Genomic DNA, 26,260 nt, shown 5'->3' on the forward strand with positions numbered 1-26,260 from the left:
CCGGGGGCCTTCTCCCTGCCCCGGGTGACTGTCAGTGGCGCGTGCCACCATCACCGTATGGACAAGATGCGGCAGCTGAGGCTGGCCAAGGACGCCATGGACCGGGACTGGGCCGATCCGGGGCTGGACCTGGACGCCGTCGCCGCACACGCCGGGTACTCGCGGTACCACTTCATACGGGCCTTCAAGGAGGCGTACGGCGAGACACCCGGCCAGTACCTGACGCACCGCCGCATCGAGCGGGCGGAGGACATGCTGCGCACGGCCGATCTCTCCGTGACCGAGATCTGCCACCTCGTCGGCTTCAGCAGCGTGGGCACCTTCTCCGCCCGGTTCAAGGTGTGGACCGGACTGACCCCCAGCGAGTACCGCAGCAAGCACGTGGGACGCGGAGCCGCGCTCGTCCCGGGCTGCTACGCCATGCTCTGGGCGGGCGGGTTCAGGAAGGGGCCTGGCGGCGCGGGCCAGGTCCGCAGCAATTCCGGAGAAGCGCCCTGAGGACGCCGGTGCCTACGGTGGCTGAGCGGCAACCCATCGTCGACAGGAGTGCGCCATGATCAAGGGACTCGCCATCTCCACCGTCTGGGTCCTCGACCAGGACCGGGCCAAGGAGTTCTACACCGAGAAGCTCGGCCTGGAGCTGCGGACGGATCTCACCATGGGCGAGGGCGGCATGCGCTGGCTGACCGTGGGCGCCGCGAACCAGCCCGGCGTCGAGCTCACGCTGATGGTGCCGGGCCCGCCCGCGATGGACCCCGAGTCGGCCGAGATGGTCCGGAAGCTCGTCGCCAAGGGGGTCCTCGGCGCCGGTGCGCTGACGACGGACGACATCCACGGGGACTACAAGAAGCTCAAGGACCGCGGGGTGGAGTTCCTCCAGGAGCCCCAGGAACGTCCGTACGGCACGGAGGCGGTGTTCCGCGACGACTCCGGGAACTGGTTCTCCTTCACCCAGCCCCGTGAGGGCGACCTCGACCTGTCGAAGGACTGGGCGTGCTGAGCGAACCCACCGCACAGCACACCCCGGCGCCGGACCACACCGCCGTGCGGGTCGCCCTGTGGCGGGCCCTGCACCTGTACGCCGATCCGCCGCCGCACGTCGTCGAGGACGACCTCGGGCTGCGGCTCGCCGATCCCGGGGACGGGTGGCGGGAGCGGCCCGACATGGACGTGGCGGCCACGCGCCGGACGCGGGCGTCGATCGTGGCGCGGGCCCGGTTCGTGGAGGACCTGGTCGTGGAGCGGGTGGCACGGGGCGTGGACCAGTACGTCGTCCTCGGCGCCGGTCTGGACACCTTCGCCCAGCGCCGGGCCGACGTCGCCGCCGGCGGACTGCGCGTCTTCGAGGTCGACCAGCCCGGGCCCCAGGCGTGGAAGCGGCAGCGGCTCGCCGACCTCGGCCTGGAGGCGCCCGCGTGGCTGCGGTTCGTGCCGGTCGACTTCGAGGGCGACTGGTGGGGGCGGCTGCTCGCGGCCGGGCTCGACGCCGGGAAGCCCGCGGTGGTGGCCTCCGCCGGCGTCACGATGTACCTCACCGAGGAGGCGATCGCGGCCACGTTCCGGCTCGTCGCCACGCTCGCCGCGGGGTCGACGCTGGTGACGACGTTTCTGCGGCCCATCGAGGACGTCGAGCCGGAGGAACGCGCCCAGCTCCGGGTCGCGATGAAGGGGGCCCGGGCGGCCGGCACCCCCTTCCTCAGCTTCCGCCGACCCGAGCAGATGCTCGCCCTGGCACGCGAGACCGGCTTCCGGGACGCCCGGCACGTCTCCGCGGCGGACCTGGAGAAGCGGTACTTCACGGACCGCACGGACGGGGTGCGACCGTCACGGGGGGAGGAGCTGCTGGTGGCCGACGTATGAGAGCCGCGGACGGCTGACGCCTGAGAGACCGCGCGTCGCGCGTGTGCGGCGCAGCGCCGACCGCCACCACCGCAGAGGCCACCGACCGCGCACCGTACGAGTCGCTGCCCACCTCGACCGCCGACCGCCGACGGAACGTATGGCATGCTGGCGCGACGTCGGTTGTCGGCCTCCGGTTGCCGACAGGCGTACGGCGTGCTGCCCCTGCCGACCGCCGACGGACGTATGGCGTGCTGCCCCCGCCGACCGACGCCGACCGCCGACGGACGTGTGGCGTGCTGCCCCCGCCGACCGACGCCGACCGCCGACGGACGTGTGGCGTGCTGGCGCGACGCCGGATGCTGGTCCCCGGTTGCCGGCAGGCATACGGCGTGCTGCCGGTGCCGGCTGTCGTGGGCGGGCCGCGTGCTGTCGCGTGTCGGTGGGCGACGCGTTGTCCGGTCCCGCTCGCGTCCTACGGCAGCATCGGGTAGCTGCCCGTGTTCGTCGGGGCGTGTTCCGGTAGCCACAGGACCGCGACCGCGCCCTCCGAGGGGACGTCGTCCGGGGCGCCGGCCGGGCGGACGTTGCGGAAGGTGAGGCGGGCGCCCAGCACGCGTGCCTGGCCGGCGGCGATGGTCAGGCCGAGCCCGTGCCCGTGGCCGGCCCGGTCGCTGCTGCCGGTGCGGAAGCGGCTCGGGCCCTCGGCGAGCAGGTCGGCCGGGAAACCGGGGCCGTGGTCGCGCACGCGGATCACGCGCCCCTCGACGGTGACCTGGATCGGCGGCTTGCCGTGCCGGGCCGCGTTGGCCAGCAGGTTGAACAGCACCCGCTCCAGGCGCCGCGGGTCGGTCGTGACCTCCGACTCGTGCACCACCCGCACCTCGACGTCCGGGTCCTTGGCCGCCACCCGCCGGGTGACGAACTCGCCGAGCAGGATGTCCTGCAACTCCGCCCGCTCCGAGGCCCCGTCCAGGCGGGCCACCTCCAGGACGTCCTCGACCAGCGTGCGCATGGCCTTCGCCCGGTCCAGGACCAGCTCGGTCGGCCGCCCGGGCGGCAGCAGCTCGGCCGCCGTCAGCAGCCCCGTCACCGGCGTGCGCAACTCGTGCGCGATGTCGGCCGTCACCCGCCGCTCCGCCTCCAACCGCTGCTGCAAGGCGTCCGCCATGGCGTCCACCGCGCTCGCCAGGTCGTCGGTCTCGTCCCGTACGACCCCGCCGATCGCGTCCCGCACCCGTACGTCACTCTCGCCCCGGGCGACCTGGTTCGCCGCGGCCGCCGCCTTGCGCAGCCGGCGCGAGAGCTGTCCGCCGATGAGCACGCCCAGCGCGCTGCCGCCCAGCACCACCGCGATGGAACCGATGATCAGCGCCTGGTCGAGGTCCTTGAGGATGTCCGTGCTGCGGTCGGTGAACCCGGTGTGCAGCGACAGCACATGCCCGTCCTTGACGGGTACGGCGGCCCAGATGTCCGGCACGCCGTTCGCCCGGTCGGTGACGTACGTCGCCCGCCGGCCCTCCTCGACCTTCGCGCGCAGCGCCGCCGGCAGGTCAGGGTCGTCCTTCTGGACGTTGGGAAAGTTCGGCCGGCCCGACAGCTCGTAGGTGCGCGCCGCGATCTGCAGCCGCTCGTCGGCCAGGTCGCGCGCGTTGTCCAGCATCGACACCCGGGCCGCGTTGTGCACGACCAGGCTCAGCACGATCGCCACCAGCGCGCCGACCAGCGCGATGGCCGCGCTCAGCTTCCAGCGCAGGCCGGTGCGGATACCCGGCCCCGGACCCGTACGGCCGCCCGTGCCGTGCCCCGTGCCGGCCCCGGTGCCGAGGCGTCGGAAGATCCCCCGCATGTCCCCGTTCCCCGCTCAGGCCTTCAGCTTGTAGCCGAAGCCGCGGACCGTCTCGATCCGGTCCTGGCCGATCTTCGTGCGCAGCCGCTGCACATGGACGTCCACCACCCGTGTGTCACCGCCCCAGCCGTAGTCCCACACCCGCTCCAGGAGCTTGTCCCGCGACAGGACCGTGCCCGGCGCGGAGGAGAACTCCAGCAGCAGCCGCATCTCGGTCGGTGTCAGCGCCACCGGCTGCCCGGCCCGGCGCACCTCCATGCCCTCGGTGTCGATCTCCAGCTCGCCGAAGACCAGCACCCCGCCGGAGACCTGGCCGGCGCTCTCCTCCGGTTTCTCGCCGCCGCTCGCGTGACCGAAGCGCCGCAGCACCGCGCGGATCCGCGCGACCAGGACGGCACCGTCGAAGGGCTTGGTCACGTAGTCGTCGGCGCCCGCCTCCAGGCCGAGGACCACGTCGATCGAGTCGGCCCGCGCCGACAGCATGATCACCGGCACGGTCGACTCGTCGCGGATACGGCGGCACAGGCTGACCCCGTCCAGGCCCGGAACCATGACGTCGAGCAGCGCGATGTCGGGGCGGTTCGCCCGGAACGCCTCCAGGCCCGAGAGCCCGTCGGGCATCGCGGTGACCGCGAAGCCGTCCCGCTCCAGGGCGAGCTGCGTGGCCTCGCGGATGACGTCGTCGTCCTCGACGAACAGGACGTGGGTCTGGTCTGCCATCCCGTTGCTCTCAGTTCTCGTGTCGGTCGTGGCGTACGTACTGCCCATGGATCGTTGCGGACCACCCGATCGGTTCACGACTCCGGCTCACGACTTTTGTTCACGACTCCGGCTCACGACGACTTCGTCGCGCCGCCGCCGACGGCGTTGCTGTAGTCGTTGTGCGTGTGGAACTCCTCGGCGAAGCGGCCCGAGGCCCAGCGGTACGTGATCACGTTCTCGCCGGACGGACTCGACACCGGATCGCCCTTCTCGTACACCTGCTTGGTCACCACCAGGTCGCCGCGGTCTATCTCGGCGTAGACGGGCGGTTCCTCGGCGCTGAACACATTCTCGTACCGCCCGTCCTGCTCGCGATACACGTACGAGCCGATCCCGACGGCGTCCGCGCAGGTCAGCACGTTCACCACGACGTCGTCGACGGATCCGCCGGTCAGGTCGCCGTAGGAGACGTCGACCGGGTACTCGTCGGCGACGCACGGCTTCAGCTCGCGCTTGACCTCCGCCGAGACGGACGGGTCGTCCTTGATGAGCCTGACCGCGTTCACGCGCGCGGTGGTCTTCGAGGGGCTCGGCGTGGGCGAGAGGGTGGCGCCCACCACCGAGTCGGCGGCGTGCGCGGGGCCCTCGTCACGGGCGCCGGTGCCGCCGGTCGCGCAGCCGGCGAGGAAAAGGGCGAGGGCGACGGTCACGGCCACCGCCGTGAACGTCGCCTGCAGGGTGCCCCGGCCCTCGGTCAGACCGCGCAACGCTCCCGCTCCTCACGCTCCAGCGCGCGTGCGTCCAGGTCCCTGCTCTCCAGCTCCTCGCGGAGCCGGGCCAGCGCCCGGTGCAGCGTGCTCTTGACCGTTCCGGCCGACATGCCGAGGGCGGCGGCCGTCTCCTCCGTGGACATCTGCTCCCAGTGTCGCAGGACGACCACGCTGCGCTGCTTCGGTGCGAGAACTTTCATGACGTCCATCAGCAGGGCCCGGTCCGCGTGCTGGTCGGCGGAGTCGTCGACCGAGGCGTCCGGCAGCTGCTCGGTCGGCACCTCCTCCAGCTTGCGCGCCCGCCACCACTCGGTCCGGGTGTTGATCATCACGCGGCGCAGGTAGGCGTCGGCGAGCCGCTTGTCCGCGATGCCGTCCCAGCGGTGGTACGTCCGCACCAGCGCGGTCTGCAGCAGGTCCTGGGCGTCCACCGGGTCCGGGACCAGCCGGCGTGCGCTGCGCAGCAGCGCGTCCTGCCGGGTGCGGACGTACTCCTCGAATTCGAGCACCTCGCCCTGCGCCATGATCAACCGCCTCCGATTCCCCGTACCGACCTGCCTGCCCGCCGTCGGTTCTCCACTGCCTGTGCGCCGCTGTCCGCGGTACGGCAATGAAGCTACGGAGTCGTTGTCACGGGCCTGTGCGGGAGAGCGCGCGGCTGGCACTCGGCTGTCCGTCGGTTGTGTAACGGAAGTAGGAACGGGGTAAACAGCGGGGCCGAGTTGGGGTGGTATGGGGTGATTCGGTGGGCGGTCAGCCCTGGGGGAGCCGATACATTCCGCCGGGCAACGGCTCCACCAGGCCGTCCGCGACGAGCCCGTCCAGGGCCCGGGCGCGCTGCACCGGCTCGTGCCACACCCGGTCCAGGGCCGCCTGCGGGACGGGCGCGTGCGCCTCGCGCAGGACGGCCAGGAGCCGTCCGCGGACCTGCCGGTCGGTGCCGGCGTAGGTCTGGCCGCGGCGCGGCGGGCCGTCGTGCTCGGGCTTGCCGGCCAGCCGCCAGGCGCACTGCGCGGCGATCGGGCAGCGGTGGCAGGTCTCGTTCTTGGCGGTGCATACGAGGGCGCCGAGCTCCATGGAGGCGGCGGCCCAGCGCGCGGCGGTCCGCTCGTCCTCGGGCAACAGGGCGCGCGCCAGCCTGCGTTCGGCGGCGGTGGTGGCGTTCGGCGGGTACTGCACGCCGGTGACGGCGCGCGCGAAGACGCGGCGGACGTTGGTGTCGAGGACCGCGTGCCGCTGGCCGTAGGCGAAGGAGGCGACGGCCGCGGCCGTGTACTCGCCGATGCCGGGCAGGGCCAGGAGCTGGGCGTGGTCGGTCGGTACGTCACCGCCGTGCCGTTCCGTTATGGCGACCGCGGCGCCGTGCAGCCGCAGGGCGCGGCGCGGGTAGCCGAGCCGGCCCCAGGCGCGGACGGCCTCGCCGGGGGCCTCCGCGGCCAGGTCGGCGGGGCGGGGCCAGCGCGCGAGCCACTGCTCGTAGACCGGCAGGACGCGGCTGACCGGCGTCTGCTGCAGCATGAACTCGCTGACCATCACGCCCCAGGGCCCGGCTTCGGGGCGCCGCCACGGCAGGTCGCGGGCGTGTTCGTCGAACCAGTCGATGACGGGGGAGTGCAGGGCCGTGCCGGGGGTGGGGGCCTCGGGAGTGTTCGTGAGCGCAGTCATGGCGTTTCCGATCCTGCCATGACCGGGACGGTTGGGGCCGCGCTTGCGCCCCGGGGTGCGTCGTGGGTCGGGGGCGCCCGCACCGGCTCCTGTGCGCCGCCGGCGCAACCGGGATGATGATCCGGAAAAGTTGAGGTACTCGCGGCGGGTGGCGCAAGGGAACGCGCCGATCTCTCGTACAGTTTGCGCCGTGGGATCTCTGCGCAATCCGGTCGGGCCGCTTCCCTCCTCCATCTACTGGCGACGGAGGGCCGTACTGCTGTCTGTTCTCGCCCTGTTGGCGCTGCTGATCACCTGGATCGTGACGTCGAGCGGCGGGGGCGGCAAGAAGGACGACGGCGCCAACGGCAAGACTCCCGCGCCCACCATCACGGCGGGGCCGACGAGTTCGGGCCCCGCGATCAGCCAGGCCCCGGGCGGCCGGGACGACTCGGGCGGCGGGGACTCCGACGGGGCGAACGGCTCGGGTTCCGGCGGGAGTTCGGGTTCGGGGGACGGATCCGGCGCATCGGGCGGTGGCGGTGGCACGGGGACCGGCGGCGGCTCCGAGGGGGCCGGTGGCGCCGGCGGTACGGGCAGCGGCGTCGGCGTGAGCGACACGGTTCCGGCGGGCACGGCGCTGCCCAACTGCACGACGAGCGCGGTGAAGTTGACCGTGAGCAGCCTGCACAACACGTACGACCCCACGCAGACGCCCGCGCTGCTGCTGACGGCGACGAACTCCTCGGGCGGCGACTGCAAGATCGACCTCGGTCCGAAGAGCGCGGTCGTGACCATCACCAAGGCCGGTGCCGACGACGCCTACTGGTCCTCCGCCGACTGCCCGAAGACGGCCGGGAGCCTGGTGTTCCGGGCGCCCGCGCACAGCAGCATCACGTACACCGTGAAGTGGGACCGCAAGCCCAGCGCCCCGCAGTGCGCGACGCCGCCGGCGGGGTCGGCCGGGGCGGGCACGTACCTGGTGGAGGCGAAGGCGGCCGGGTTCCCGAAGGCGCAGACGTCGTTCGTGCTGTCGGCCGACTGAGCCGGTCAGGCGCGGCGTTGCGTCAAACCCGGCGTCGAGCCGGACCTGACGCGGGTCCGGCGTATCGTTTCCGGGCCTGGCGTCGGGTCAGACGTACCGTTCGAGGATCGACGACTCCGCCAGGCGGGACAGGCCCTCCCGCACGCTGCGGGCCCGGGCCTCGCCGACGCCGTCCACCGTCTGCAGGTCGTCCACGCTCGCGGCGAGGAGCTTCTGCAGGCCGCCGAAGTGCTCCACCAGGCGGTCGATGATCGCGCCGGGCAGCCGCGGGACCTTGGCCAGCAGCCGGAAGCCGCGCGGCGAGACCGCCGAGTCCAGCGCCTCGGGGGAGCCGGTGTAGCCCAACGCCTTCGCCACCGTGGGCAGTTCCAGGAGCTCCGCGTGGGTGAGGGCGTCCAGCTCGTAGAGCGCCTCGTCGACCGTGCGGGAGCGCTTCGCGGTGGGCTCGGGGACGTAGTCGCGCACGACCAGCTCCCGCTCCGGCTCGACGCCCGCGATGAGTTCGTCAAGCTGGAGGGCCAGGAGCCGTCCGTCGGTGCCCAGTTCGACCACGTACTCGGCGATTTCGGTGGCGATGCGGCGCACCATCTCCAGCCGCTGGGCCACCGCGGAGACGTCCCGGACGGTGACCAGGTCCTCGATCTCCAGGGCCGACAGGGTGCCCGCGACCTCGTCCAGGCGCAGCTTGTAGCGCTCCAGGGTCGCCAGCGCCTGGTTTGCGCGGGAGAGGATCGCGGCCGAGTCCTCCAGGACGCGGCGCTGGCCGTCGACGTAGAGGGCGATCAGGCGCATCGACTGGGAGACGGAGACCACCGGGAAGCCGACCTGCTTGGAGATGCGGTCCGCCGTGCGGTGCCGGGTGCCGGTCTCCTCCGTAGGGATCGTCGCGTCGGGCACGAACTGCACGCCCGCCCGCAGGATCTTCGACAGGTCCGAGGAGACCACGATGCCGCCGTCGAGCTTGCACAGCTCGCGCAGGCGCGTGGCCGTGAACTCGACGTCCAGCACGAAACCGCCCGTGCACATCGCCTCGACCGTCTTGTCGAAGCCGAGCACGACGAGTCCGCCGGTGTTGCCGCGCAGGACGCGTTCGAGGCCGTCGCGCATGGACGTGCCGGGAGCCACGGCGCTCAGCGAGGCGCGCATCAGGCCATCGGAACCGGCACTCCCACCGGACTTTCCGGGAGCTGCTGCCCGGTCGTTGGCTGCCACTGCACTCCTCCGGTCGCAGGTTCTGGGACGCTCCCGTAACGCACTGTCTGTTCGTACGGACGGGCGAGACCAGGGCAAAGTCTACCGGCGGTCCTCCTCTTCCCGTGGGGCCTCTCGGCGACGGGAGCGCGGAAGGACCCGCAGAGCGTCCCCTATGTCCGCCACTTCCAGGACCTTCATGCCCGCCGGGACCTTGCCCGGATCGCCCGGCACGAGCGCGTGCGTGAAGCCCAGCCGGTGCGCCTCCGAGAGCCGGCGCTGCACACCCGTGACCCGTCTGACCTCGCCCGCGAGGCCGACCTCGCCGATCGCGACGAGGTTCTTGGGCAGCGGGGTGTCGCTCGCCGCGGAGGCGAGGGCCAGGGCGATCGCGAGGTCCGCGGCCGGCTCGGAGAGCTTCACTCCGCCGACCGTCGCCGAGTAGATGTCCCGCTTGCCCAGCGCGCTGATGCGGCCGCGCTGCTCCAGGACCGCGAGCATCATCGAGACGCGGGAGGTCTCCAGGCCGGAGGTGGTGCGCCGGGGGGAGGGGATCTGCGAGTCGACGGTGAGGGCCTGGACCTCGGCGACGAGCGGGCGGCGGCCCTCCAGGGTGACCGTCAGACAGGTGCCGGGGACCGGTTCGTCACGCCGTGTCAGGAAAAGTCCGCTTGGGTCGGCGAGGCCCGTGATGCCCTCGTCGTGCAGTTCGAAGCAGCCGACCTCGTCCGTGGCGCCGTAGCGGTTCTTCACGCCCCGGACCAGACGCAGGCGCGCGTGCCGGTCGCCCTCGAAGTGCAGGACGACGTCCACGAGGTGTTCCAGGAGGCGGGGGCCGGCGATCGCACCGTCCTTGGTGACGTGGCCGACGAGGAGGGTGGACATGCCGCGCTCCTTGGAGGCGCGGATCAGGGCGCCGGCCACCTCGCGGACCTGGGCCATGCCGCCGGGGGCGCCGTCGATCTCCGGGGAGGCGACCGTCTGCACGGAGTCGAGGATCAGCAGGGACGGCTTGACCGCGTCCAAGTGGCCGAGGACGGCGGCCAGATCGGTCTCCGCGGCGAGGTAGAGGTGGTCGTCGATCGCGCGGATGCGGTCGGCGCGCAGGCGGACCTGGCTCGCCGACTCCTCGCCGGTGACGTACAGGGTGCGGTGCTCGTCGCTCGCCGCCTTGGCCGCCACGTCGAGCAGGAGCGTGGACTTGCCCACACCGGGTTCGCCCGCCAGCAGCACCACGGCGCCGGGGACCAGACCGCCGCCGAGCACCCGGTCCAGCTCGGGCACCCCGGTGGAGCGGGCGGTGGCCTGGCGGCCGTCGACCTGGCCGATGGGCAGCGCGGAGGTGGTGACGCGGCCCGGTGTGGTCGTACGGACCGCGGGCGCGCCGTACTCCTCGATCGTGCCCCAGGCCTGGCACTCGGGGCAGCGGCCGAGCCACTTGGCCGTCTGCCAGCCGCACTCCGTGCAGCGGTAGGAGGGCCGGTCCTTGGTGGTCTTGGTACGGGCAGCCATGTCGAGAACCGTAACCGCAGGCACTGACAACGCGGCGGGCCGTACGGGCGCCGACGCGGAGAGCCGCCCATCCGATCCGGCCATCCGATCCGGCCATCCCGGCCCGAACCGGCCATGGAACGAACGGTTCCTGTCCCCTATTGAGGGATCGTTTCACCCGTACGGAGTAAATGTCCTCAAGGGGGAAGAAGCCCCTGGTCCCGGGCGCCTACGGTCCACGGATGATGAGCAGCACTCCGGAGACCTCGACCCGCACCACCGGCGCACACCGGGCGCGCCGGGAGGCGCGTGACCGTGCCGCGGCGCGTACGGTGGCGCAGCGGCCGCCCGCGCGCTACGAGCCGTATCTCGACGGGCTGTTCACCTACTGCCTGTCCGTGCTGTGCGACCACGACGCGGCGACCGCGGCCCTCGGCGACGTCCTCGTCCTCGCCGACCGGCGCCGCGGCCCGGAGGCGGCCGGCGACCGCCGCGCCTGGCTGTACGCGCTCGCCCGCTGGTCCTGCCTGCGCAAGCTGGCCGAGGCCAAGCAGAAACGTCAGGCCACCCACGCGGCCGGCCGTCACGCCCCCGCCGCCCGCCCGGCGGGGCCGCCCGTGGCCGAGGACCTCCAGGAGGAGCGCCGCCGCGAACTCGCCCTGCTCGCCTGGCCGGAGGCGGCCGGCACCACCCCGGAGCAGCGCGAGGCCCTCGAACTCGCCGTACGCCACCACCTCGCCGCCCACGAGGTGGCCGCCGTGCTCGGCATGGACGCGCCCGCCGCCCGCGAACTGCTCGCCTCCGCCGCGTGCGAGGTCGAGCGCACCCGCGCGGCCCTCGCCGTCGTGGAGACCGGCGCCTGCCCGAGCGTCGCCCGCCTCACCGGCGACCAGCAGCTGGTGCTCAGCGCCGCCCTGCGCAAGGAACTCGTCCGGCACGTCGACGACTGCCCCCGCTGCCGGCGCAGCGCCGAGCGCGCGCTCCCCGGCCGCTGGCCCGGCGCCACGGTCACCCCCGCCGAACTGCCCGTCCTGGAGGCGCCCCGCGCCGCCCTGCACGCCGCCATGGCGCACCCGGCACGCGCGCGTGGCGCCTCGGCCCCCCGGTTCGACCGGCGCGGCTTCCCGATGGACCCCAAGGACCGCGCCGCCCGCAGGGACCGCCTGCGCGCGCGTGCCGTCACCACGACCGTCGTCGCCACGGTGGTCGCCGCCCCCGTGCTCGCGCTGTGGGCCGCCTACCGGGGCGGTCCGGCCGGCGAGGGCGCCGACGGCCACACCGCCACCGCCGGCGAGGCGCACGGCCCCGGCATCCTCGACGGCGAGGCGGTCGGCGACGGCTACGAGAACGCGGGGAACGCCAGCACCACACCGGACGGCCGCTTCGGCAAGAGCGGCCGGCAGGACGTCTCCGTGGAGGTCGTCAGCGTCGCCGGTCACAAGGGCGCCGGCCACCTTGAGGTGGCGGCCGGCAACAGCGGCGACACCACGGTCATCACGCTGACCGCCACCGGCTCCGTCCCGGTGCGATGGTCGGCGACCACAGGGGCGCACTGGCTCTACCTCAGCAGGTCGTCGGGAACCCTCGCGCCCGGCGAGTCGTTCACGATCAAGGTGTACGTCGACCATCTGCGCGAGCCGTCCGGCCACTGGCGCGCACAGGTGGCGATCGCACCCGCCGGCGCCGTCGTCTCCATCGACGGCTACGGCACCGCACCCGCCCCCTCGGACCCCGGAAGCCCCGCCGACCCGCCGCCCTCGTCGCGCCCCGACCCGACACCGACCGCCCCGGCCTCCGCGGACCCCACCCCGAGCGACCCGCCCTCGACCTCCGCCCCCGACCCCACGCCCACCGACTCCGCGCCCTCCGACCCGGCGGGCTCGACGCCACCGCCCGCCGGCAGCGGCGACCCGAGCCCCACCGCGTCGTAGCCGCCGGCCGGCGCCGTGGAGCTCAGCCGACGGGATCCGCCGGATGCGGAGCCAGCAACGGCAGCTGCGAGGCCAGCCGCTCCTCGCACAGCTCCACCAGACGGTCGTAGCCGGCCTTGCCCATCAGCTCGGTCAGCTCCGCCCGGTAGGACACGTACACGGGCTCGCCCGCGCCGTGCGCCGAGGTCGCCGACGTGCACCACCAGTGCAGGTCGTGGCCGCCCGGACCCCAGCCCCGGCGGTCGTACTCACCGATGGACACCTGCAGCACCCGGGTGTCGTCGGGCCGGTCGATCCAGTCGTAGGTCCGCCGGACCGGCAGCTGCCAGCACACGTCCGGCTTGGTCTCCAGCGGCTCGCGGCCCTCCTTCAGGGCCAGGATGTGCAGCGAGCAGCCCGCGCCGCCGGCGAACCCGGGCCGGTTCTGGAAGATGCAGGAGCCCTGGTAGGGGCGGGTCTGGCGGTCGCCGTCCTCGTCCTCCGAGACCCAGCCGTGCGCCCTGCCCTCGTCGTGGTGCTGCCAGATCTCCGGCGTGAGCCTCGCCACATGCCCGGCGACCCGCTTCTCGTCGTCCTCGTCGGAGAAGTGCGCGCCGAGCGTGCAGCACCCGTCGTCCGCGCGGCCCGCCTGGATGCCCTGGCAGCCGCTGCCGAAGATGCAGTTCCAGCGAGAGGTCAGCCATGTCAGATCGCACCGGAAGACCTGTTCGTCGTCCGCCGGATCAGGGAACTCCACCCACGCGCGGGCGAAGTCGAGGCCCTTCTCGTCGGTTTCCAGGAGCTTCTCCGTGGCCTTCTGCCGGGCCCTTCCGGCCTTCTTCGCCGACTTCTCGGCCCCCGCTGCCGACTTGTCGGCCTTTGCCTTTTTCGTCTTTGGCACGACACCAGGGTACGGCGCCCGCAGCGGCATCGAGGACGGAAGACCGCCCAGGTGGCAGTAGCGTTCCGTATATGAGACTCGGTGTCCTCGACGTGGGTTCCAACACGGTGCATCTGCTGGTGGTGGATGCGCACCCGGGCGCGCGCCCGCTGCCCGCGCACTCGCACAAGGCGGAACTGCGCCTTGCCCAACTCCTCGACGAGGGCGGCGCGGTCGGCCCCGAGGGCGTCGACAAACTGATCGGTGTCGTCCACGAGTCCCTGCAGGCCGCCGAGGACAAGGGCGTCGAGGACCTGCTGACGTTCGCGACCTCCGCCGTGCGCGAGGCCAGCAACGCCGACGACGTCCTCGCGCGCGTGCAGGCCGAGACCGGCGTCGAGCTGCAGGTCCTCACCGGCGAGGAGGAGGCGCGGCTGACCTTCCTCGCCGCCCGCCGCTGGTTCGGCTGGTCGGCCGGACGGCTCCTCGTGCTGGACATCGGCGGCGGCTCCCTGGAGATCGCCTACGGCATCGACGAGGAACCGGACGCGGCGGTCTCCCTCCCGCTCGGCGCCGGCCGCCTCACCGCCGGCTGGCTGCCCGGCGACCCGCCCGACGCCGAGTCCATAAGGGCCCTGCGCCGTCACGTCCGGGCCCAGATCGCCCGCACGGTCGGCGAGTTCAGCCGCCTGGGTGCCCCCGACCACGTCGTCGCCACGTCCAAGACCTTCAAGCAACTGGCCCGCATCGCCGGCGCCGCCCGCTCCACCGAGGGCCTCTACGTCCAGCGCGAACTCAAGCGGGAGTCCCTGGAGGAGTGGGTCCCCAAGCTCGGCGCCATGACCACGGCCCAGCGCGCGGACCTGCCGGGCGTCTCGGAGGGCAGGGCGGGCCAGCTCGTCGCGGGCGCGCTGGTGGCGGAGGGTGCGATGGACCTGTTCGGGGTGGAGACGGTGGAGATCTGCCCGTGGGCGCTGCGCGAGGGCGTGATCCTGCGCCGGCTCGACCACATGGGGAGCGTCTAGGGACGGACCCGGACCGCCTCCGTCCGTGGCGAACTCCACAACGGCGCATAGGCGCCCCACCCCACCCCATCGCAACCCGTAACCTGTCCCTCATGGCAGAGCCCGTCGTACGCATCCCGGATGCGAAGGTCGCCCTGTCGACGGCGTCCGTCTATCCGGAGTCGACGGCGACGGCCTTCGAGATCGCCGCGCGCCTCGGGTACGACGGCGTCGAGGTCATGGTGTGGACCGACCCGGTCAGCCAGGACATAGAAGCCCTGCGCCGCCTCTCCGACTACCACCGCATCCCGATCCTCGCCGTCCACGCCCCGTGCCTGCTCATCACGCAGCGGGTCTGGTCCACCGACCCCTGGACCAAGCTCCAGCGCGCCCGGGCCGCCGCCGAGAAGCTGGGGGCGAGCACGGTCGTCGTCCACCCGCCGTTCCGCTGGCAGCGCCAGTACGCGCGCGACTTCGTCACCGGGATCTGGCGGATGGCGGACGAGACGGACGTGCGGTTCGCCGTCGAGAACATGTACCCCTGGCGTTACCGCGACCGCGAGATGCTCGCCTACGCCCCCGACTGGGACGTCACCAAGGACGACTACCGCCACTTCACCATCGACCTCAGCCACGCCGCGACCGCCCGCACGGACGCGATCGAGATGCTCGACCGCATGGGCGACCGGCTCGGCCACGTCCACCTCGCGGACGGCAAGGGCTCGGCGAAGGACGAGCACCTCGTCCCCGGCCGCGGCGGCATGCCCTGCGCCGAGGTGCTGGAACGGCTCGCGCAGAGCGGCTTCGACGGGCACGTCGTCATCGAGGTCAACACCCGCCGCGCCATGTCCGGCGCCGAACGCGAGGCCGACCTCGCCGAGGCCCTCGCCTTCACGCGACTGCACCTGGCGTCCCCGGTGAAGGTGCCCCGCCGGTGACCGAGGCCACCTCCCGGCGCCGCGGCCGCCGTACGCGTACGGAGTCCGCCGACACCCGCGACCGGATCCTGGCCGTGGCCCGCGCGGAGTTCTCCGAACTCGGCTACGACAAGACGTCCGTACGGGGCATCGCGAAGGCCGCCGGCGTGGACTCGGCGCTGGTGCACCACTACTTCGGCACCAAGGAGCAGGTCTTCGCGGCGGCCATCGAGGTCGCCTTCGCGCCCGCCCTGCACGCGCCGGACGCGGTCGCCGACGGCCCGCTGGAGGGCGTCGGCGAGCGGCTGACCCGCTTCATCTTCGGCGTCTGGGAGAACCCCACGACCCGTACGCCCCTGCTGGCGATCCTGCGTTCCGCCGTCAACAACGAGACCGCGGCCGGCGTCTTCCGCCGCCTGGTCGCCTCCCAGCTGCTGCGCCGCGTCGCGGCCCAGATCGACCGGCCGGACGCGGAGCTGCGCGCCGAGCTGGCGGCGGCGCAGCTGGTGGGGGCGGCGATGATGCGGTACGTGATCAAGCTGGAGCCGCTGGCCTCGGCGGACGTGGAGCAGATCATCACGCGGGTGGCGCCGGTGGTGCAGGGCCACCTGACCGGGCCCTGAGCCCTCCGGACCGGCCCTGGGAGCGAGACGGGCGTTCCGCGATCCGGACACTGCGTCCCGACCCCTGGATGACCGGCGTAGGCTCGTTACAGCCCCATCCGTCTGAAGGAGCGAGCGACGATGCCCGAGCTGAGGTCCCGCACAGTCACCCACGGCCGCAACATGGCGGGCGCCCGCGCCCTTATGCGCGCCTCCGGTGTACCCGGTGCGGACATCGGCCGTAAGCCGATCATCGCGGTCGCCAACAGCTTCACCGAGTTCGTGCCGGGCCACACCCACCTCGCGCCGGTCGGCCGGATCGTCAGCGAGGCCGTCAAGGAGGCCGGCGGCATCCCGCGCGAGTTCAACACGATCGCCGTGGACGACGGCATCGCGATGGGCCACGGCGGCATGCTGTACTCCCTGCCCTCCCGCGACCTGATCGCGGACAGCGTGGAGTACATGGTCGAAGCCCACCGCGCCGACGCCCTGATCTGCATCTCCAACTGCGACAAGATCACCCCGGGCATGCTCAACGCGGCCCTGCGCCTGAACATCCCCACGGTGTTCGTCTCCGGCGGCCCGATGGAGGCCGGCCGCGCCACGCTCGTCGACGGCACGGTCCGCACCCTCGACCTGATCGACGCGATGGTCGAGGCCGCCAACGACAAGGTCTCCGACGCGGACGTCCTGCGCATCGAGGAGAACGCCTGTCCGACCTGCGGCAGCTGTTCCGGCATGTTCACCGCCAACTCGATGAACTGCCTCACCGAGGCGATCGGCCTGTCCCTGCCGGGCAACGGCTCGGTCCTGGCCACCCACACCGCCCGCAAGCAGCTGTACGTCCGGGCCGCCCAGACGGTCATGGACCTCACCCGGCGCTACTACGAGCAGGACGACGAGACGGTCCTGCCCCGCTCGATCGCGTCCTTCGCCGCCTTCCAGAACGCCATGGCCCTGGACATCGCGATGGGCGGCTCCACCAACACGATCCTGCACCTGCTGGCCGCCGCCCAGGAGGCCGAGGTCCCCTTCGGCCTGACCGAGATCGACGAGCTCTCGCGCCGCGTGCCGTGCCTGGCGAAGGTCGCCCCGAACGTCGCCAAGAGCCGCACGTACTACATGGAGGACGTGCACCGCGCCGGCGGCATCCCCGCCCTGCTCGGCGAACTCCACCGCGCCGGCCTGCTCAACGAGGACGTGCACTCGGTGCACAGCCCGTCGCTGGCCGACTGGCTGAAGACCTGGGACATCCGCGGCGGCTCCCCGTCCCCCGAGGCGGTCGAGCTGTGGCACGCGGCGCCCGGATGCGTGCGCTCGGCGGAGGCCTTCTCGCAGTCCGAGCGCTGGGAGTCGCTGGACGAGGACGCCGAGGGCGGCTGCATCCGCAGCGCCGAGCACGCGTACTCCAAGGACGGCGGCCTGGCGGTGCTGCGCGGCAACCTCGCCGTGGACGGCTGCGTGGTCAAGACGGCCGGCGTCGACGAGTCCATCTGGACCTTCGAGGGCCCGGCGGTCGTCTGCGAGTCGCAGGAGCAGGCGGTCGAGAAGATCCTGACCAAGGAGATCAAGGAGGGCGACGTCGTCGTCATCCGCTACGAGGGTCCCAAGGGCGGTCCCGGCATGCAGGAGATGCTCTACCCGACCTCGTACCTGAAGAGCCGCGGCCTGGGCAAGGCCTGCGCCCTGATCACCGACGGGCGGTTCTCCGGCGGCACGTCGGGCCTGTCCATCGGCCACGCCTCCCCGGAGGCCGCGTCCGGCGGCACGATCGCCCTCGTCGAGGACGGCGACCGCATCCGCATCGACATCCCGAACCGTTCGATCGAGCTGCTGGTGGACGAGGCCGAACTGGCCCGCCGCGAGGAGGCGCTCGGCGGGGTGTACGCCCCGAAGAACCGCGAGCGGAAGGTGTCGGCGGCGCTGCGGGCGTACGCGGCGATGGCGACGAGCGCGGACAAGGGCGCCGTGCGGGACGTGACGAAGCTCGGCTGACGTCGTGGACGGGGGCCGCCTCTTCGGGGGCGGCCCCTTCGTCTGTCACCAGCCGGACGGATCGTCCGCGTCCTGCGCGAAGACCGTGCCGTCGGGTGCGCCGGCGTAGACGTGGCCGTCCGCCAGCACCGGCACCGGCAGCGAGGCGGGCACCCGGTCCGACTCCGTGCCCAGCCGCACCGGCGTCTGCCCGAGCAGCTTCCCGCGCCGGGCGTCCACGGCGAGCAGCCGCCCGTCCGGGGCGCTGACGTACACGTGCCGGCCGTCGGAGACCGGCTCCGAGCCGCGGGTCACCGCCGTCTCCAGCCGCCACACCTGCCTGCGGGCCGCCATGTCGACGGCGGCCAGCGAGCCGCCCGCCCCCATGAGGTACACGACGTTCCCGCGCACCCCGGCCTTGGCCTGGTCGAGCGGCACGTCCAGGTCCACGCGCCGGACGGCCCCGGTGCCGGGCGTGTAGCGGACGACGGCCCTGGCGTCGCCGTAGACCTGCCCGAGGGAGACGAAGAACACCGAGCCCCCCGACGAGCCGACGGCCTGGAGGCCGCCGTTCAGCCGGGTGTCCCAGCGCACGTCTCCCGTCCTGGGGTCCACCGCGGTGACATGGGTGCGGGTGCCGTCGTCGGAGGCGGTGGCCGCGTAGGCGAGGCGGTCGCCGGGGAGGGTGGTGAAGTACGGCTTGCGCTGCTCGGGGATGCGGCGGCTCCACTCGACCTCGCCGGTGGCGCCGTCCACCCCGGTGACCGTGCCGTCGGCGGCGGTGAGCAGCAGCATGCCGTCCGTGGCGGCCAGGCCGACGTACGCGGGCAGGTCCGCCGTCCGGCGCGGCTTGCCCGAGGCCGGGTCGAGCGCCTCCAGGTGCCGGCTCCCCTCCGGCGCGGGCAGCACGAGACCGCCCGCCACGACGGGGGGCGCGCTCGTCGTGCCGGTGCCGGAGCGCCGCCACAGCAGGTGCCCGTCGGCCGGGTCGAGCGCGTAGACGAGCCCGCTCTGCGCGCAGAACAACGTCCCGGCCGCGTACGAGCACTGGGGCGTGCCCTTCTTCGGGGCGGGCGCGGCCTCCCAGCCGCTGAACGCGGCCGCCGTCGCCCGGGGTGAGGCGCTGCCGCCCGGCTCGGGCTCGCTGCCCGCGAGCAACCGGACCGAGGCCAGCGCGACGACCGCGGCCAGACCGAGCGCGCCGGCGGCGAGGAGGGCGGTGCGCCTGCGCGACCGCGGCCCCCGAACCCCCTTCAGCCCGCCCTTCCCTGCGTCCTGCGCCGCGCCCTTCTCTGCGTCCTTCGGCCCGTCCTTCTCTGTGCCCTTCTTCCCGACGTGCGCCCCCGGCCAGGACGCGTCGCCGTCCCGCTGCGCCGGTATGAACGTCTGGGTGTCGTAGGAGGCCGCGACCGACCGCAGTTCCCGCATCAGCTCGTCCGGCGTGGGCCGGTCCTCGGGCTCCTTGGCCAGACAGCGCAGCACGAGGGGCATGAGGTTCGCCGGTACGCCGGTCAGGTCCGGCTCGTCGTGCACGACCTGGTAGGCCACGATGTACGGGCTGTCGGAGTCGAACGGCCCGCGTCCCGTCGCCGCGTGCACCATGACCGACCCGAGCGCGAAGACGTCCGCGGCCGGCCCGACCTCCCGGGGCCGGCGGAACTGCTCGGGCGCCATGAACGGCGGGGTGCCGATCAACTTCCCCGTCTCGGTGCGCAGTTCACTATCCTTTGGCCGGGAAATGCCGAAGTCGATGACCTTCGGACCGTCCTCGGCGAGCAGCACGTTGCTCGGTTTGAGGTCCCGGTGCACGACCCCGACGCGGTGGATGTCGCGCAGCGCCTCGGCCAGTCCGGCCATCAGCCGGCGCAACTGGCCGGCTTCCATCGGGCCGTTCCGCTTCACGTGGTCGGCGAGGGTCGGGCCGGGGATGAACAGGGTCGCCATCCACGGCCGTTCGGCCTCGGGATCGGCGTCCACGACGGAGGCGGTGAAGGCCCCGCTCACCCGCCGGGCGGCGGCCACCTCCTGCCGGAAGCGGCCTCTGAACTCGGGGTCCTTGGCGAACTCGGCGTGTACGACCTTCACCGCGAGCTTCATCCCCGAGGTGCTGCGGGCGACGTGCACGACGCCCATGCCACCGGACCCCAGACGCGCCTCAAGGCGGTAGTGACCGGCGTATTCGGGAAGTTCCGCTTCCGCGCCGGCGCCGGTGTCGTGCTGTGGCGCCATGGAACCACCCCCGTGCTGTTCGTTCGCGAGCGCGACCGCACGGAGCCTAGTCGATGACTCGTACGGGACAGAGGCGGCTTGCCAGTCTCCGTGTTCGAGTTGCGTACATGTGTTTCATGGCGTGATTTCGGGGAATCATCGGGGCCCCATGGTGGTCATGGGGTGAAACGGGGGAGGTTTTCTCATGTCCGTAGACCGTGCCGAGGACGCGACCAGAGCCGAGACGGCGGAGGCCGTGACGGCGGCCGCCACGGCCGTCAAGTACTACTCGGTCGCGCCGGGCTACCGACTCAACGTCCGCAGCGGTCCCGGCACCAACTACTCCATCGTCCGGGTCCTGCCCGAGGGCGCGAAGGTCCCGATCTACTGCCAGACGCCGGGCACCACGGTGACGGGTCCGTACGGCACGTCGAACATCTGGGACAACATCGACAACGGCCAGTACGTCTCCGACGCCTACGTCCTCACCGGCAGCGACGGCTACGTCGCCTCGCGCTGCGCCTGAGCCCGACGCGGCCCCGAGGGAGTCCGCGGCCGTCCCGGAGCCATAATCGACGCGTGAGCGACGAAACCGGCACCCAGGACACCTCCGCGGGCTCCCCGGGCGGCCCCCGCCCGGAACCGATCCGCTTCTTCGGCACCACCTGGCTGCACCACGACGACGGCTACGCCCTGCGCCGCGTCGGCGCGGCCGCCGGCTCCCTGCTCGCCGCCGTCGCCTCCTGCCTGGTGCTGCGCTTCGCCTACCAGGGCCTCCAGATCGCCGACACCGGCTCCTTCGTGACCGTCCTGGTCGTCGCCATGTTCGCGATCTGCAGCGCGCTGGCCTTCCGCACCACCTGGGACTCCTTCGGCCGCCGTCCCGACCCCGACCGGCAGGCGTCCCTGCGCGGCCTGCTCGCCATCGGCTTCGTCGGCTCCCTCCTCGCCTACTTCTTCCGCTCCCTCACCGAGGCCCCGGGCGAGGGACTGCACCGCGCGGAGTACGAGGAGGCCGTCAGGCGGCACGAGAAGCGCGGCGCGCGCCGCACGGGCAACCCGTCGAAGAAGCGCCGCCGCTCCTAGCCGCCTCCCTGCCGAAAACCCACTGCCCGGTGCGGCCGACGGGCACCACCATGGTCGTATGGCCACCTCCTCCCACGCCGCCCGCGCCCACTCCTTCAACTCCGCCGCCGCCCAGTACGCCGCCTACCGCCCCTCCTATCCGCCGGCCCTCTTCGACGCCGTCGAGGAACTGGCGGGGCGTCCCCTCGCCGGTGCCCGGGTGGTGGACGTCGGTGCCGGGACCGGGATCGCGACCGGGCTGCTGCACGCGCGCGGCGCCGAGGTCGTCGCCGTGGAGCCCGGGGAGGGCATGGCCGCGCAGTTCCGCCGCAGCCACCCCGGCATCCCGATCCTGCGCGGCACCGGTGACGTCCTCCCGCTCGCCGACTCCTGCGCCGACCTGATCACCTACGCCCAGGCCTGGCACTGGACCGACCCCGCGAGGTCGGTGCCCGAAGCGCTGCGCGTGCTGCGCCCGGGCGGGGCGCTGGCGCTGTGGTGGAACACCACCGCCCTCGACGTGCCCTGGCTCGCCGGCCAGGCCGAGCGCATCGGACGCCACTTCGGCGTCAGCCGCGAGATCGACCGCACCGGCAACGGCGCCCCCACCGCCCTGGCCGACCCCACCGGACGCCTCGACTTCGCCCGCCGCCGGGTCCGCTGGAGCCGCCGCGTCCCGGTCGACGCCCACCTCGCCAACATCAGCAGCCACTCGATCTTCCTCGTGCACGGCGAGGAGAGCACGGCCGCCTTCCTCACCGCGGAGCGCGACCACCTGCTCGCGGCCTTCCCGGACGGAATCGTCGAGGAAACCTACGTCGTCGACCTGCTGGTGGCCACGAACGCCTGACCACGCGGCGGCCCACCCCTCCGGGCCCGCCACCCAGGCGGGTCCCCCATGCACTGCCCGCCCAGCCCCAGCCGCACCGCCCGGTCACGCGGCAGGACCTCCACCCCCGCGAGCCTGCCGAGGCCGGTCGCGGGGGTGGTCGCGTCGCCGCGCGCGTACGGACCGGACGGCCCGCCTCCTTCGCTCCGGCTTCCGCTCGCGCACGCGCCTGCGCCGTTGCGCGCGTCCGCGCTTGACAGGTGCTGCCGGAAGGAGGAATGTTCAGCACATGATGAATATAAACGGTGACGGGCCCGCCGTACGAGCCGAGGACCTCTCGGTCGTCCGCGGCTCCCGCACGGTCCTGCGCGGCCTCTCCTTCACCGTCCCGCACGGTCAGATCACCGGCCTGCTGGGACCCTCCGGCTGCGGCAAGACGACGCTGATGCGCTCGATCGTCGGCACGCAGGCCAAGGTCACCGGCACCCTGGAAGTCCTCGGCCGCCCCGCGGGCGACGCCTCCCTGCGCTCCCGCATCGGCTACGTCACCCAGGACCCGTCCGTTTACGACGACCTGACCATCCGCCAGAACCTCGACTACTTCGCCGCGATCCTCGACCCCGGCCGCGCGGCAGCCACCCGCCGCCACGACAACGTCACCCGGGCCATCGCCGACGTCGACCTCACCTCGCACGCCGACGCCCTCGCCGGCAACCTCTCCGGCGGCCAGCGCAGCCGCGTCTCCCTCGCCGTCGCCCTGCTCGGCACCCCCGAACTGCTCGTCCTCGACGAGCCGACCGTCGGCCTCGACCCCGTCCTGCGCCGCGACCTGTGGAACCTCTTCCACCGCATCGCCGCCGAACGCGGCGCCACCCTCCTCGTCTCCTCCCACGTCATGGACGAGGCCGAGCGCTGCCACCGCCTGCTGCTCATGCGCGAGGGCGAGATCCTCGCCGACGACACCCCCGAGGCCCTGCGCACCCGCACCCACTCCGAGACCGTCGAAGCCGCCTTCCTCCACCTCGTCGACCAGGCAGCCCAGGCCGCGCAGGCCGGCACCCGCAAGGAGACCGTCCGATGAACGCCTCCCGCACCCTCGCCACCGCCGCCCGCGTCCTGCGCCAACTGCGCCACGACCCCAGGACCATCGCCCTGCTGATCGTGGTCCCCTGCCTGATGCTGTTCCTGCTCCGCTTCGTCTACGACGGCAGCCCGCAGATCTTCGACAACATCGGCGCCTCCCTGCTCGGCATCTTCCCGTTGATCACCATGTTCCTGGTGACCTCCATCGCCACCCTGCGCGAACGCACCTCCGGCACCCTCGAACGCCTCCTCGCCATGCCCCTCGGCAAAGGAGACCTGATCGCCGGCTACGCCCTCGCCTTCGGCACCCTCGCGATCATCCAGTCCGCCATCGCCACCGGCCTCGCCCTGTGGGGCCTGGGCCTGGACGTCGTCGGCTCGCCCTGGCTGCTGCTCCTGGTCGCCCTCCTCGACGCCCTCCTCGGCACCGCCCTCGGCCTGTTCGTCTCCGCGTTCGCCGCCTCCGAGTTCCAGGCCGTCCAGTTCATGCCGGCGGTGATCTTCCCCCAGCTCGTCCTGTGCGGCCTGCTCACCCCGCGCGCGAAGATGCAGCCCGTCCTGGAGGCCATCTCCGACGTCCTGCCCATGTCCTACGCCGTCGACGGCATGAACGAGGTCCTCAAGCACACCGACATGACCGCCACCTTCGTCCGCGACGCCCTGATCGTCGCCGGCTGCGCGCTCCTCGTCCTGGGCCTCGGCGCGGCCACCCTGCGCCGCCGGACCGCGTGACCACCCAGCGGACACCCGCCTCGGCCACGCACCCCGGATGCGAGGATGCCCTCAGGACGACGCACCCCGGGAGGGCACCTCAGCCATGACGCAGAAAGTCGCAGTCCTCGGTACCGGCAAGATCGGCGAAGCCCTGCTCAGCGGAATGATCCGCGGCGGCTGGACCCCGGCCGACCTCCTGGTCACCGCCCGCCGCCCGGAACGAGCCGAGGAACTCCGCACGCGCTACGGAGTCACCCCGGTCACCAACCCCGAGGCCGCCAAGAGCGCCGACACCCTCATCCTCACGGTCAAACCGCAGGACATGGGCACCCTCCTCGACGAACTGGCCCCCCACGTCCCCGCCGACCGCCTGGTCATCAGCGGAGCCGCCGGCATCACCACCGCCTTCATCGAGGAACGTCTCACCGCCGGCATCCCCGTCGTCCGCGTCATGACCAACACCCCCGCCCTCGTCGACGAGGCCATGTCCGTCATCTCCGGCGGCAGCCACGCCACCGCCGACCACCTCGCCCACGCCGAGGAGATCTTCGGCGCCGTCGGCAAGACCCTGCGCGTCCCCGAGTCCCAGCAGGACGCCTGCACCGCGCTCTCCGGCTCCGGCCCGGCCTACTTCTTCTACCTCGTCGAGGCCATGACCGACGCCGGCATCCTCCTCGGCCTGCCCCGCGACAAGGCCCACGACCTCATCGTGCAGTCAGCGATCGGCGCCGCCACCATGCTCCGCGACAGCGGCGAACACCCCGTCAAGCTCCGCGAGAACGTCACCTCCCCCGCCGGCACCACCATCAACGCCATCCGCGAACTCGAGAACCACGGCGTACGGGCCGCCCTCATCGCCGCCCTCGAAGCCGCCCGCGACCGCAGCCGCCAACTGGCCTCCGGCAAGAAGGACTGACCCGGGCCCGGGGAACAGGGGGCGGTCACCCCGCCGCGTCCACGATCTCCGCCGTGGTCACCACCGCGCGAAACCGCCCCCGCGCCTACCCCGCGCCTATCGCGCGGCGTTCAGCGGGACCCCGGCACCCGTATCAGAAACGGCCGGCAGCAGCCCGATCGCCCGGTAGGCGGCGTCCACGGTCGGCCGGGCCATCGCCCGAGCCCGCTCCGCACCATCCCGCAGCACCCCCTCCACATGCCCAGGATCCGCACACAACGCCTTGTGCCTCTCCTGCACGGGCCTGAGCAGCTCGACCACGGCCTCCGCGGTGTCCTTCTTCAAAGACCCGTACGACTCGTAAACGCCGCTCAGCGCCTCGGGGTTCCCGCCCGTGCACGCCGCGAGGATCTCCAGCAGGTTCGCGACGCCCGGACGCTCCTCACGGTCGTACACGACCTCCCGCCCGCTGTCCGTCACCGCCCGCATGACCTTCTTGCGCACCACGTCCGGCTCGTCCAGCAGATACACGACCCCCAGCCCCGAGTCGTCGGACTTCCCCATCTTCCGCGTCGGCTCCTGGAGGTTCATCACCCGCGCGGCCACCGCCGGAAGAGTCGCCCGCGGAACGGTGAACGTGTGCCCGTACCGCTGGTTGAACCGCACCGCCAGATCCCGCGCCAGCTCCACGTGCTGCGCCTGGTCCTCCCCGACCGGCACGTCGTCCGTCCCGTACGCCAGGATGTCCGCCGCCATCAGCACCGGGTACGTCAGCAACGACACCCGCACGCTGCGGCCCCGGGCCGCCTCCTTCGCGGCCTTCTCCTTGTACTGGATCATCCGCCGCATCTCGCCGTCGGTCGCCACGCACTCCAACAGGTACGACAGCCGCGCGTGCTCGTCCACATGACTCTGCACGAAGAGCGTGCAGAGCTCGGGGTCCAGCCCCGAGGCCAGCAGCAGCGTTGCCGCCTGCCGACTGAGCCGGCGCACCCGCGCCGGGTCGTGCTCCACCGTCAGCGCGTGCAGATCGACCACGCAGAACAGCGCGTCGGACTGATGCTGGTCGACCTCGGCCCACCGCCGCATGGCTCCCAGGTAGTTCCCCAGCGTCAGGTGTCCGGTCGGCTGAATCCCGCTGAAGACCCGTGCCATCTCTCCACTCCCTCTCCGGTACGGGCCGCCGTCCCGGACGGCCGCCCCTCGGAGATCTGGAGGGAGATACGGGAACGGCCGCCGGGGCGGCGGCCGTTGTCTGCATACGTGAGTACGGCCGCCGTCAGGCGGCCCACCACAGCTGGGTGCACGTACGCGTAGTCATGGCAGCAACGGTACGCCCCCCGGTGCCGTCTGTCCGCGAGTTGACACACCCCGACCTGGTCCGTAGTGTTCTCCGAGTTGTCCGACGTGAGCGCCGACTCCGGTCGGTCCCCGGACAGCCATTCCGCAGGTACCAACCTCTAGTCGACTGCCGTCGAACCGGCTGCCGTCGTTTTATTGGCATGCGTATTTGCGAAATGAGGAATCCGCGTTCGAAAGGACGCGGCCCCCGATTAGCGCGGGGGCCGGGAATCCGCTAAAGTCTCACTCGTCGGAACGGCCGAGACGCCGGGAAGACAAACCCCGCCGACCGGGGATCGGATCGAGA

General features: G+C 72.7%; 25 protein-coding genes. 15 read left to right on the top strand and 10 right to left on the bottom strand.

Translation table 11 applies throughout. The annotated features are described in order from the left end of the window. The first annotated feature begins 57 nt into the window (after positions 1-57). The 3 genes from ACYF6T_RS30320 to ACYF6T_RS30330 are packed head-to-tail and all read left to right on the top strand — an operon-like array spanning position 58 to position 1,860. Positions 58-498: a helix-turn-helix transcriptional regulator gene (locus ACYF6T_RS30320; RefSeq protein WP_461700434.1), complete on the top strand. Its 441-nt coding sequence runs from the start codon at positions 58-60 to the stop codon at positions 496-498. Positions 499-553: 55 nt separating this feature from the next. Then, positions 554-1,000: a VOC family protein gene (locus tag ACYF6T_RS30325; protein WP_461700436.1), complete on the top strand. Its 447-nt coding sequence runs from the start codon at positions 554-556 to the stop codon at positions 998-1,000. After that, complete coding sequence (locus tag ACYF6T_RS30330; RefSeq protein WP_461700465.1) at positions 997-1,860, top strand: class I SAM-dependent methyltransferase; 864 nt, start codon at positions 997-999, stop codon at positions 1,858-1,860. The genes ACYF6T_RS30325 and ACYF6T_RS30330 overlap by 4 nt, the downstream gene beginning before the upstream one ends. Before the next feature lie 454 nt (positions 1,861-2,314). On the opposite strand, the gene cseC is transcribed toward ACYF6T_RS30330, so the two are convergent. The 5 genes from cseC to ACYF6T_RS30355 form a co-directional block, all read right to left on the bottom strand. Beyond that, positions 2,315-3,688 (bottom strand): two-component system sensor histidine kinase CseC, encoded by a 1,374-nt coding sequence (cseC, locus tag ACYF6T_RS30335; RefSeq protein ID WP_461700437.1) that lies wholly within the window; start codon positions 3,686-3,688, stop codon positions 2,315-2,317. A 15-nt stretch (positions 3,689-3,703) separates the two neighbouring features. After that, complete coding sequence (cseB, locus tag ACYF6T_RS30340) at positions 3,704-4,408, bottom strand: two-component system response regulator CseB (RefSeq protein WP_461700438.1); 705 nt, start codon at positions 4,406-4,408, stop codon at positions 3,704-3,706. Positions 4,409-4,521: 113 nt separating this feature from the next. Further along, positions 4,522-5,157, bottom strand: coding sequence for a hypothetical protein (locus ACYF6T_RS30345; RefSeq protein WP_461700439.1), 636 nt, complete (start codon positions 5,155-5,157; stop codon positions 4,522-4,524). Further along, entirely contained in the window at positions 5,145-5,684 is a 540-nt protein-coding gene (locus tag ACYF6T_RS30350; RefSeq protein ID WP_461700440.1) for a SigE family RNA polymerase sigma factor, read from the bottom strand. The genes ACYF6T_RS30345 and ACYF6T_RS30350 overlap by 13 nt, the downstream gene beginning before the upstream one ends. A gap of 229 nt (positions 5,685-5,913) precedes the next feature. Beyond that, on the bottom strand, positions 5,914-6,825 hold the full coding sequence (locus tag ACYF6T_RS30355; protein ID WP_461700442.1) for an HhH-GPD family protein: 912 nt from the start codon (positions 6,823-6,825) through the stop codon (positions 5,914-5,916). Positions 6,826-7,015: 190 nt separating this feature from the next. Here ACYF6T_RS30355 and ACYF6T_RS30360 point away from each other — a divergent pair, with 190 nt between their 5' ends. Then, positions 7,016-7,849 (top strand): hypothetical protein, encoded by an 834-nt coding sequence (locus tag ACYF6T_RS30360; protein ID WP_461700443.1) that lies wholly within the window; start codon positions 7,016-7,018, stop codon positions 7,847-7,849. 87 nt (positions 7,850-7,936) lie between these two features. Here the strand turns inward: ACYF6T_RS30360 and disA are convergent, their stop codons facing one another. Both disA and radA read right to left on the bottom strand, forming a co-directional pair. Further along, entirely contained in the window at positions 7,937-9,061 is a 1,125-nt protein-coding gene (gene disA / locus ACYF6T_RS30365) for a DNA integrity scanning diadenylate cyclase DisA (RefSeq protein ID WP_461700444.1), read from the bottom strand. A gap of 81 nt (positions 9,062-9,142) precedes the next feature. Next, entirely contained in the window at positions 9,143-10,552 is a 1,410-nt protein-coding gene (gene radA / locus ACYF6T_RS30370) for a DNA repair protein RadA (RefSeq protein ID WP_461700445.1), read from the bottom strand. A gap of 221 nt (positions 10,553-10,773) precedes the next feature. Here radA and ACYF6T_RS30375 point away from each other — a divergent pair, with 221 nt between their 5' ends. After that, positions 10,774-12,462, top strand: coding sequence for a BACON domain-containing protein (locus tag ACYF6T_RS30375; RefSeq protein ID WP_461700446.1), 1,689 nt, complete (start codon positions 10,774-10,776; stop codon positions 12,460-12,462). Between the two features lie 22 nt (positions 12,463-12,484). Here ACYF6T_RS30375 and ACYF6T_RS30380 read toward each other — a convergent pair whose 3' ends face one another. Next, positions 12,485-13,342: a hypothetical protein gene (locus tag ACYF6T_RS30380; RefSeq protein WP_461700447.1), complete on the bottom strand. Its 858-nt coding sequence runs from the start codon at positions 13,340-13,342 to the stop codon at positions 12,485-12,487. A 71-nt stretch (positions 13,343-13,413) separates the two neighbouring features. Between ACYF6T_RS30380 and ACYF6T_RS30385 the strand changes: the two genes are divergently transcribed. From ACYF6T_RS30385 to ilvD, 4 genes are all read left to right on the top strand, one after another. Then, positions 13,414-14,346 (top strand): Ppx/GppA family phosphatase, encoded by a 933-nt coding sequence (locus ACYF6T_RS30385; RefSeq protein ID WP_461700448.1) that lies wholly within the window; start codon positions 13,414-13,416, stop codon positions 14,344-14,346. 92 nt (positions 14,347-14,438) lie between these two features. Continuing rightward, a complete protein-coding gene (locus ACYF6T_RS30390) occupies positions 14,439-15,263 on the top strand; it encodes a sugar phosphate isomerase/epimerase family protein (RefSeq protein WP_461700449.1) in 825 nt (274 codons plus the stop codon). Next, on the top strand, positions 15,260-15,865 hold the full coding sequence (locus ACYF6T_RS30395; RefSeq protein WP_461700450.1) for a TetR/AcrR family transcriptional regulator: 606 nt from the start codon (positions 15,260-15,262) through the stop codon (positions 15,863-15,865). The genes ACYF6T_RS30390 and ACYF6T_RS30395 overlap by 4 nt, the downstream gene beginning before the upstream one ends. Positions 15,866-15,985: 120 nt before the next feature. Beyond that, on the top strand, positions 15,986-17,839 hold the full coding sequence (gene ilvD / locus ACYF6T_RS30400; RefSeq protein ID WP_461700451.1) for a dihydroxy-acid dehydratase: 1,854 nt from the start codon (positions 15,986-15,988) through the stop codon (positions 17,837-17,839). Between the two features lie 45 nt (positions 17,840-17,884). On the opposite strand, the gene ACYF6T_RS30405 is transcribed toward ilvD, so the two are convergent. Then, entirely contained in the window at positions 17,885-20,047 is a 2,163-nt protein-coding gene (locus ACYF6T_RS30405; protein ID WP_461700452.1) for a serine/threonine-protein kinase, read from the bottom strand. Positions 20,048-20,231: 184 nt separating this feature from the next. On the opposite strand from ACYF6T_RS30405, the gene ACYF6T_RS30410 reads away from it, so the two are divergent. The 6 genes from ACYF6T_RS30410 to proC all read left to right on the top strand — a co-directional run bounded on the left by ACYF6T_RS30410 (position 20,232) and on the right by proC (position 24,633). Then, the gene (locus ACYF6T_RS30410; RefSeq protein ID WP_461700453.1) at positions 20,232-20,552 is read left to right on the top strand and encodes an SH3 domain-containing protein; all 321 of its coding nucleotides are present in this window, start codon (positions 20,232-20,234) and stop codon (positions 20,550-20,552) included. Between the two features lie 53 nt (positions 20,553-20,605). Beyond that, complete coding sequence (locus tag ACYF6T_RS30415; protein ID WP_461700454.1) at positions 20,606-21,112, top strand: EamA/RhaT family transporter; 507 nt, start codon at positions 20,606-20,608, stop codon at positions 21,110-21,112. Between the two features lie 58 nt (positions 21,113-21,170). Then, positions 21,171-21,941, top strand: coding sequence for a class I SAM-dependent methyltransferase (locus ACYF6T_RS30420; RefSeq protein ID WP_461700455.1), 771 nt, complete (start codon positions 21,171-21,173; stop codon positions 21,939-21,941). A 268-nt stretch (positions 21,942-22,209) separates the two neighbouring features. After that, positions 22,210-23,001 carry an ABC transporter ATP-binding protein gene (locus tag ACYF6T_RS30425; protein ID WP_461700456.1) on the top strand — a complete coding sequence of 264 codons (792 nt, stop codon included), beginning with the start codon at positions 22,210-22,212 and terminating at the stop codon, positions 22,999-23,001. Next, the gene (locus tag ACYF6T_RS30430; RefSeq protein ID WP_461700457.1) at positions 22,998-23,735 is read left to right on the top strand and encodes an ABC transporter permease; all 738 of its coding nucleotides are present in this window, start codon (positions 22,998-23,000) and stop codon (positions 23,733-23,735) included. Before ACYF6T_RS30425 ends, ACYF6T_RS30430 begins: the two co-directional genes overlap by 4 nt. A gap of 85 nt (positions 23,736-23,820) precedes the next feature. Continuing rightward, on the top strand, positions 23,821-24,633 hold the full coding sequence (gene proC, locus ACYF6T_RS30435) for a pyrroline-5-carboxylate reductase (RefSeq protein ID WP_461700459.1): 813 nt from the start codon (positions 23,821-23,823) through the stop codon (positions 24,631-24,633). 96 nt (positions 24,634-24,729) lie between these two features. On the opposite strand, the gene trpS is transcribed toward proC, so the two are convergent. Next, positions 24,730-25,767 carry a tryptophan--tRNA ligase gene (gene trpS / locus ACYF6T_RS30440; RefSeq protein ID WP_461700460.1) on the bottom strand — a complete coding sequence of 346 codons (1,038 nt, stop codon included), beginning with the start codon at positions 25,765-25,767 and terminating at the stop codon, positions 24,730-24,732. Between the last annotated feature and the right edge of the window lie 493 nt (positions 25,768-26,260).

Source organism: Streptomyces sp. 7R007 (genome assembly GCF_054850255.1).

Coding starts and splice junctions, on each gene's coding strand:
- ACYF6T_RS30320 (WP_461700434.1), top strand. CDS start 58: ATGGACAAGATGCGGCAGCTGAGGCTGGCCAAGGACGCCATGGACCGG.
- ACYF6T_RS30325 (WP_461700436.1), top strand. CDS start 554: ATGATCAAGGGACTCGCCATCTCCACCGTCTGGGTCCTCGACCAGGAC.
- cseC (WP_461700437.1), bottom strand. CDS start 3,688: ATGCGGGGGATCTTCCGACGCCTCGGCACCGGGGCCGGCACGGGGCAC.
- cseB (WP_461700438.1), bottom strand. CDS start 4,408: ATGGCAGACCAGACCCACGTCCTGTTCGTCGAGGACGACGACGTCATC.
- ACYF6T_RS30350 (WP_461700440.1), bottom strand. CDS start 5,684: ATGGCGCAGGGCGAGGTGCTCGAATTCGAGGAGTACGTCCGCACCCGG.
- ACYF6T_RS30355 (WP_461700442.1), bottom strand. CDS start 6,825: ATGACTGCGCTCACGAACACTCCCGAGGCCCCCACCCCCGGCACGGCC.
- radA (WP_461700445.1), bottom strand. CDS start 10,552: ATGGCTGCCCGTACCAAGACCACCAAGGACCGGCCCTCCTACCGCTGC.
- ACYF6T_RS30375 (WP_461700446.1), top strand. CDS start 10,774: ATGATGAGCAGCACTCCGGAGACCTCGACCCGCACCACCGGCGCACAC.
- ACYF6T_RS30385 (WP_461700448.1), top strand. CDS start 13,414: ATGAGACTCGGTGTCCTCGACGTGGGTTCCAACACGGTGCATCTGCTG.
- ACYF6T_RS30390 (WP_461700449.1), top strand. CDS start 14,439: ATGGCAGAGCCCGTCGTACGCATCCCGGATGCGAAGGTCGCCCTGTCG.
- ilvD (WP_461700451.1), top strand. CDS start 15,986: ATGCCCGAGCTGAGGTCCCGCACAGTCACCCACGGCCGCAACATGGCG.
- ACYF6T_RS30405 (WP_461700452.1), bottom strand. CDS start 20,047: ATGGCGCCACAGCACGACACCGGCGCCGGCGCGGAAGCGGAACTTCCC.
- ACYF6T_RS30410 (WP_461700453.1), top strand. CDS start 20,232: ATGTCCGTAGACCGTGCCGAGGACGCGACCAGAGCCGAGACGGCGGAG.
- ACYF6T_RS30420 (WP_461700455.1), top strand. CDS start 21,171: ATGGCCACCTCCTCCCACGCCGCCCGCGCCCACTCCTTCAACTCCGCC.
- ACYF6T_RS30425 (WP_461700456.1), top strand. CDS start 22,210: ATGATGAATATAAACGGTGACGGGCCCGCCGTACGAGCCGAGGACCTC.
- ACYF6T_RS30430 (WP_461700457.1), top strand. CDS start 22,998: ATGAACGCCTCCCGCACCCTCGCCACCGCCGCCCGCGTCCTGCGCCAA.
- proC (WP_461700459.1), top strand. CDS start 23,821: ATGACGCAGAAAGTCGCAGTCCTCGGTACCGGCAAGATCGGCGAAGCC.
- trpS (WP_461700460.1), bottom strand. CDS start 25,767: ATGGCACGGGTCTTCAGCGGGATTCAGCCGACCGGACACCTGACGCTG.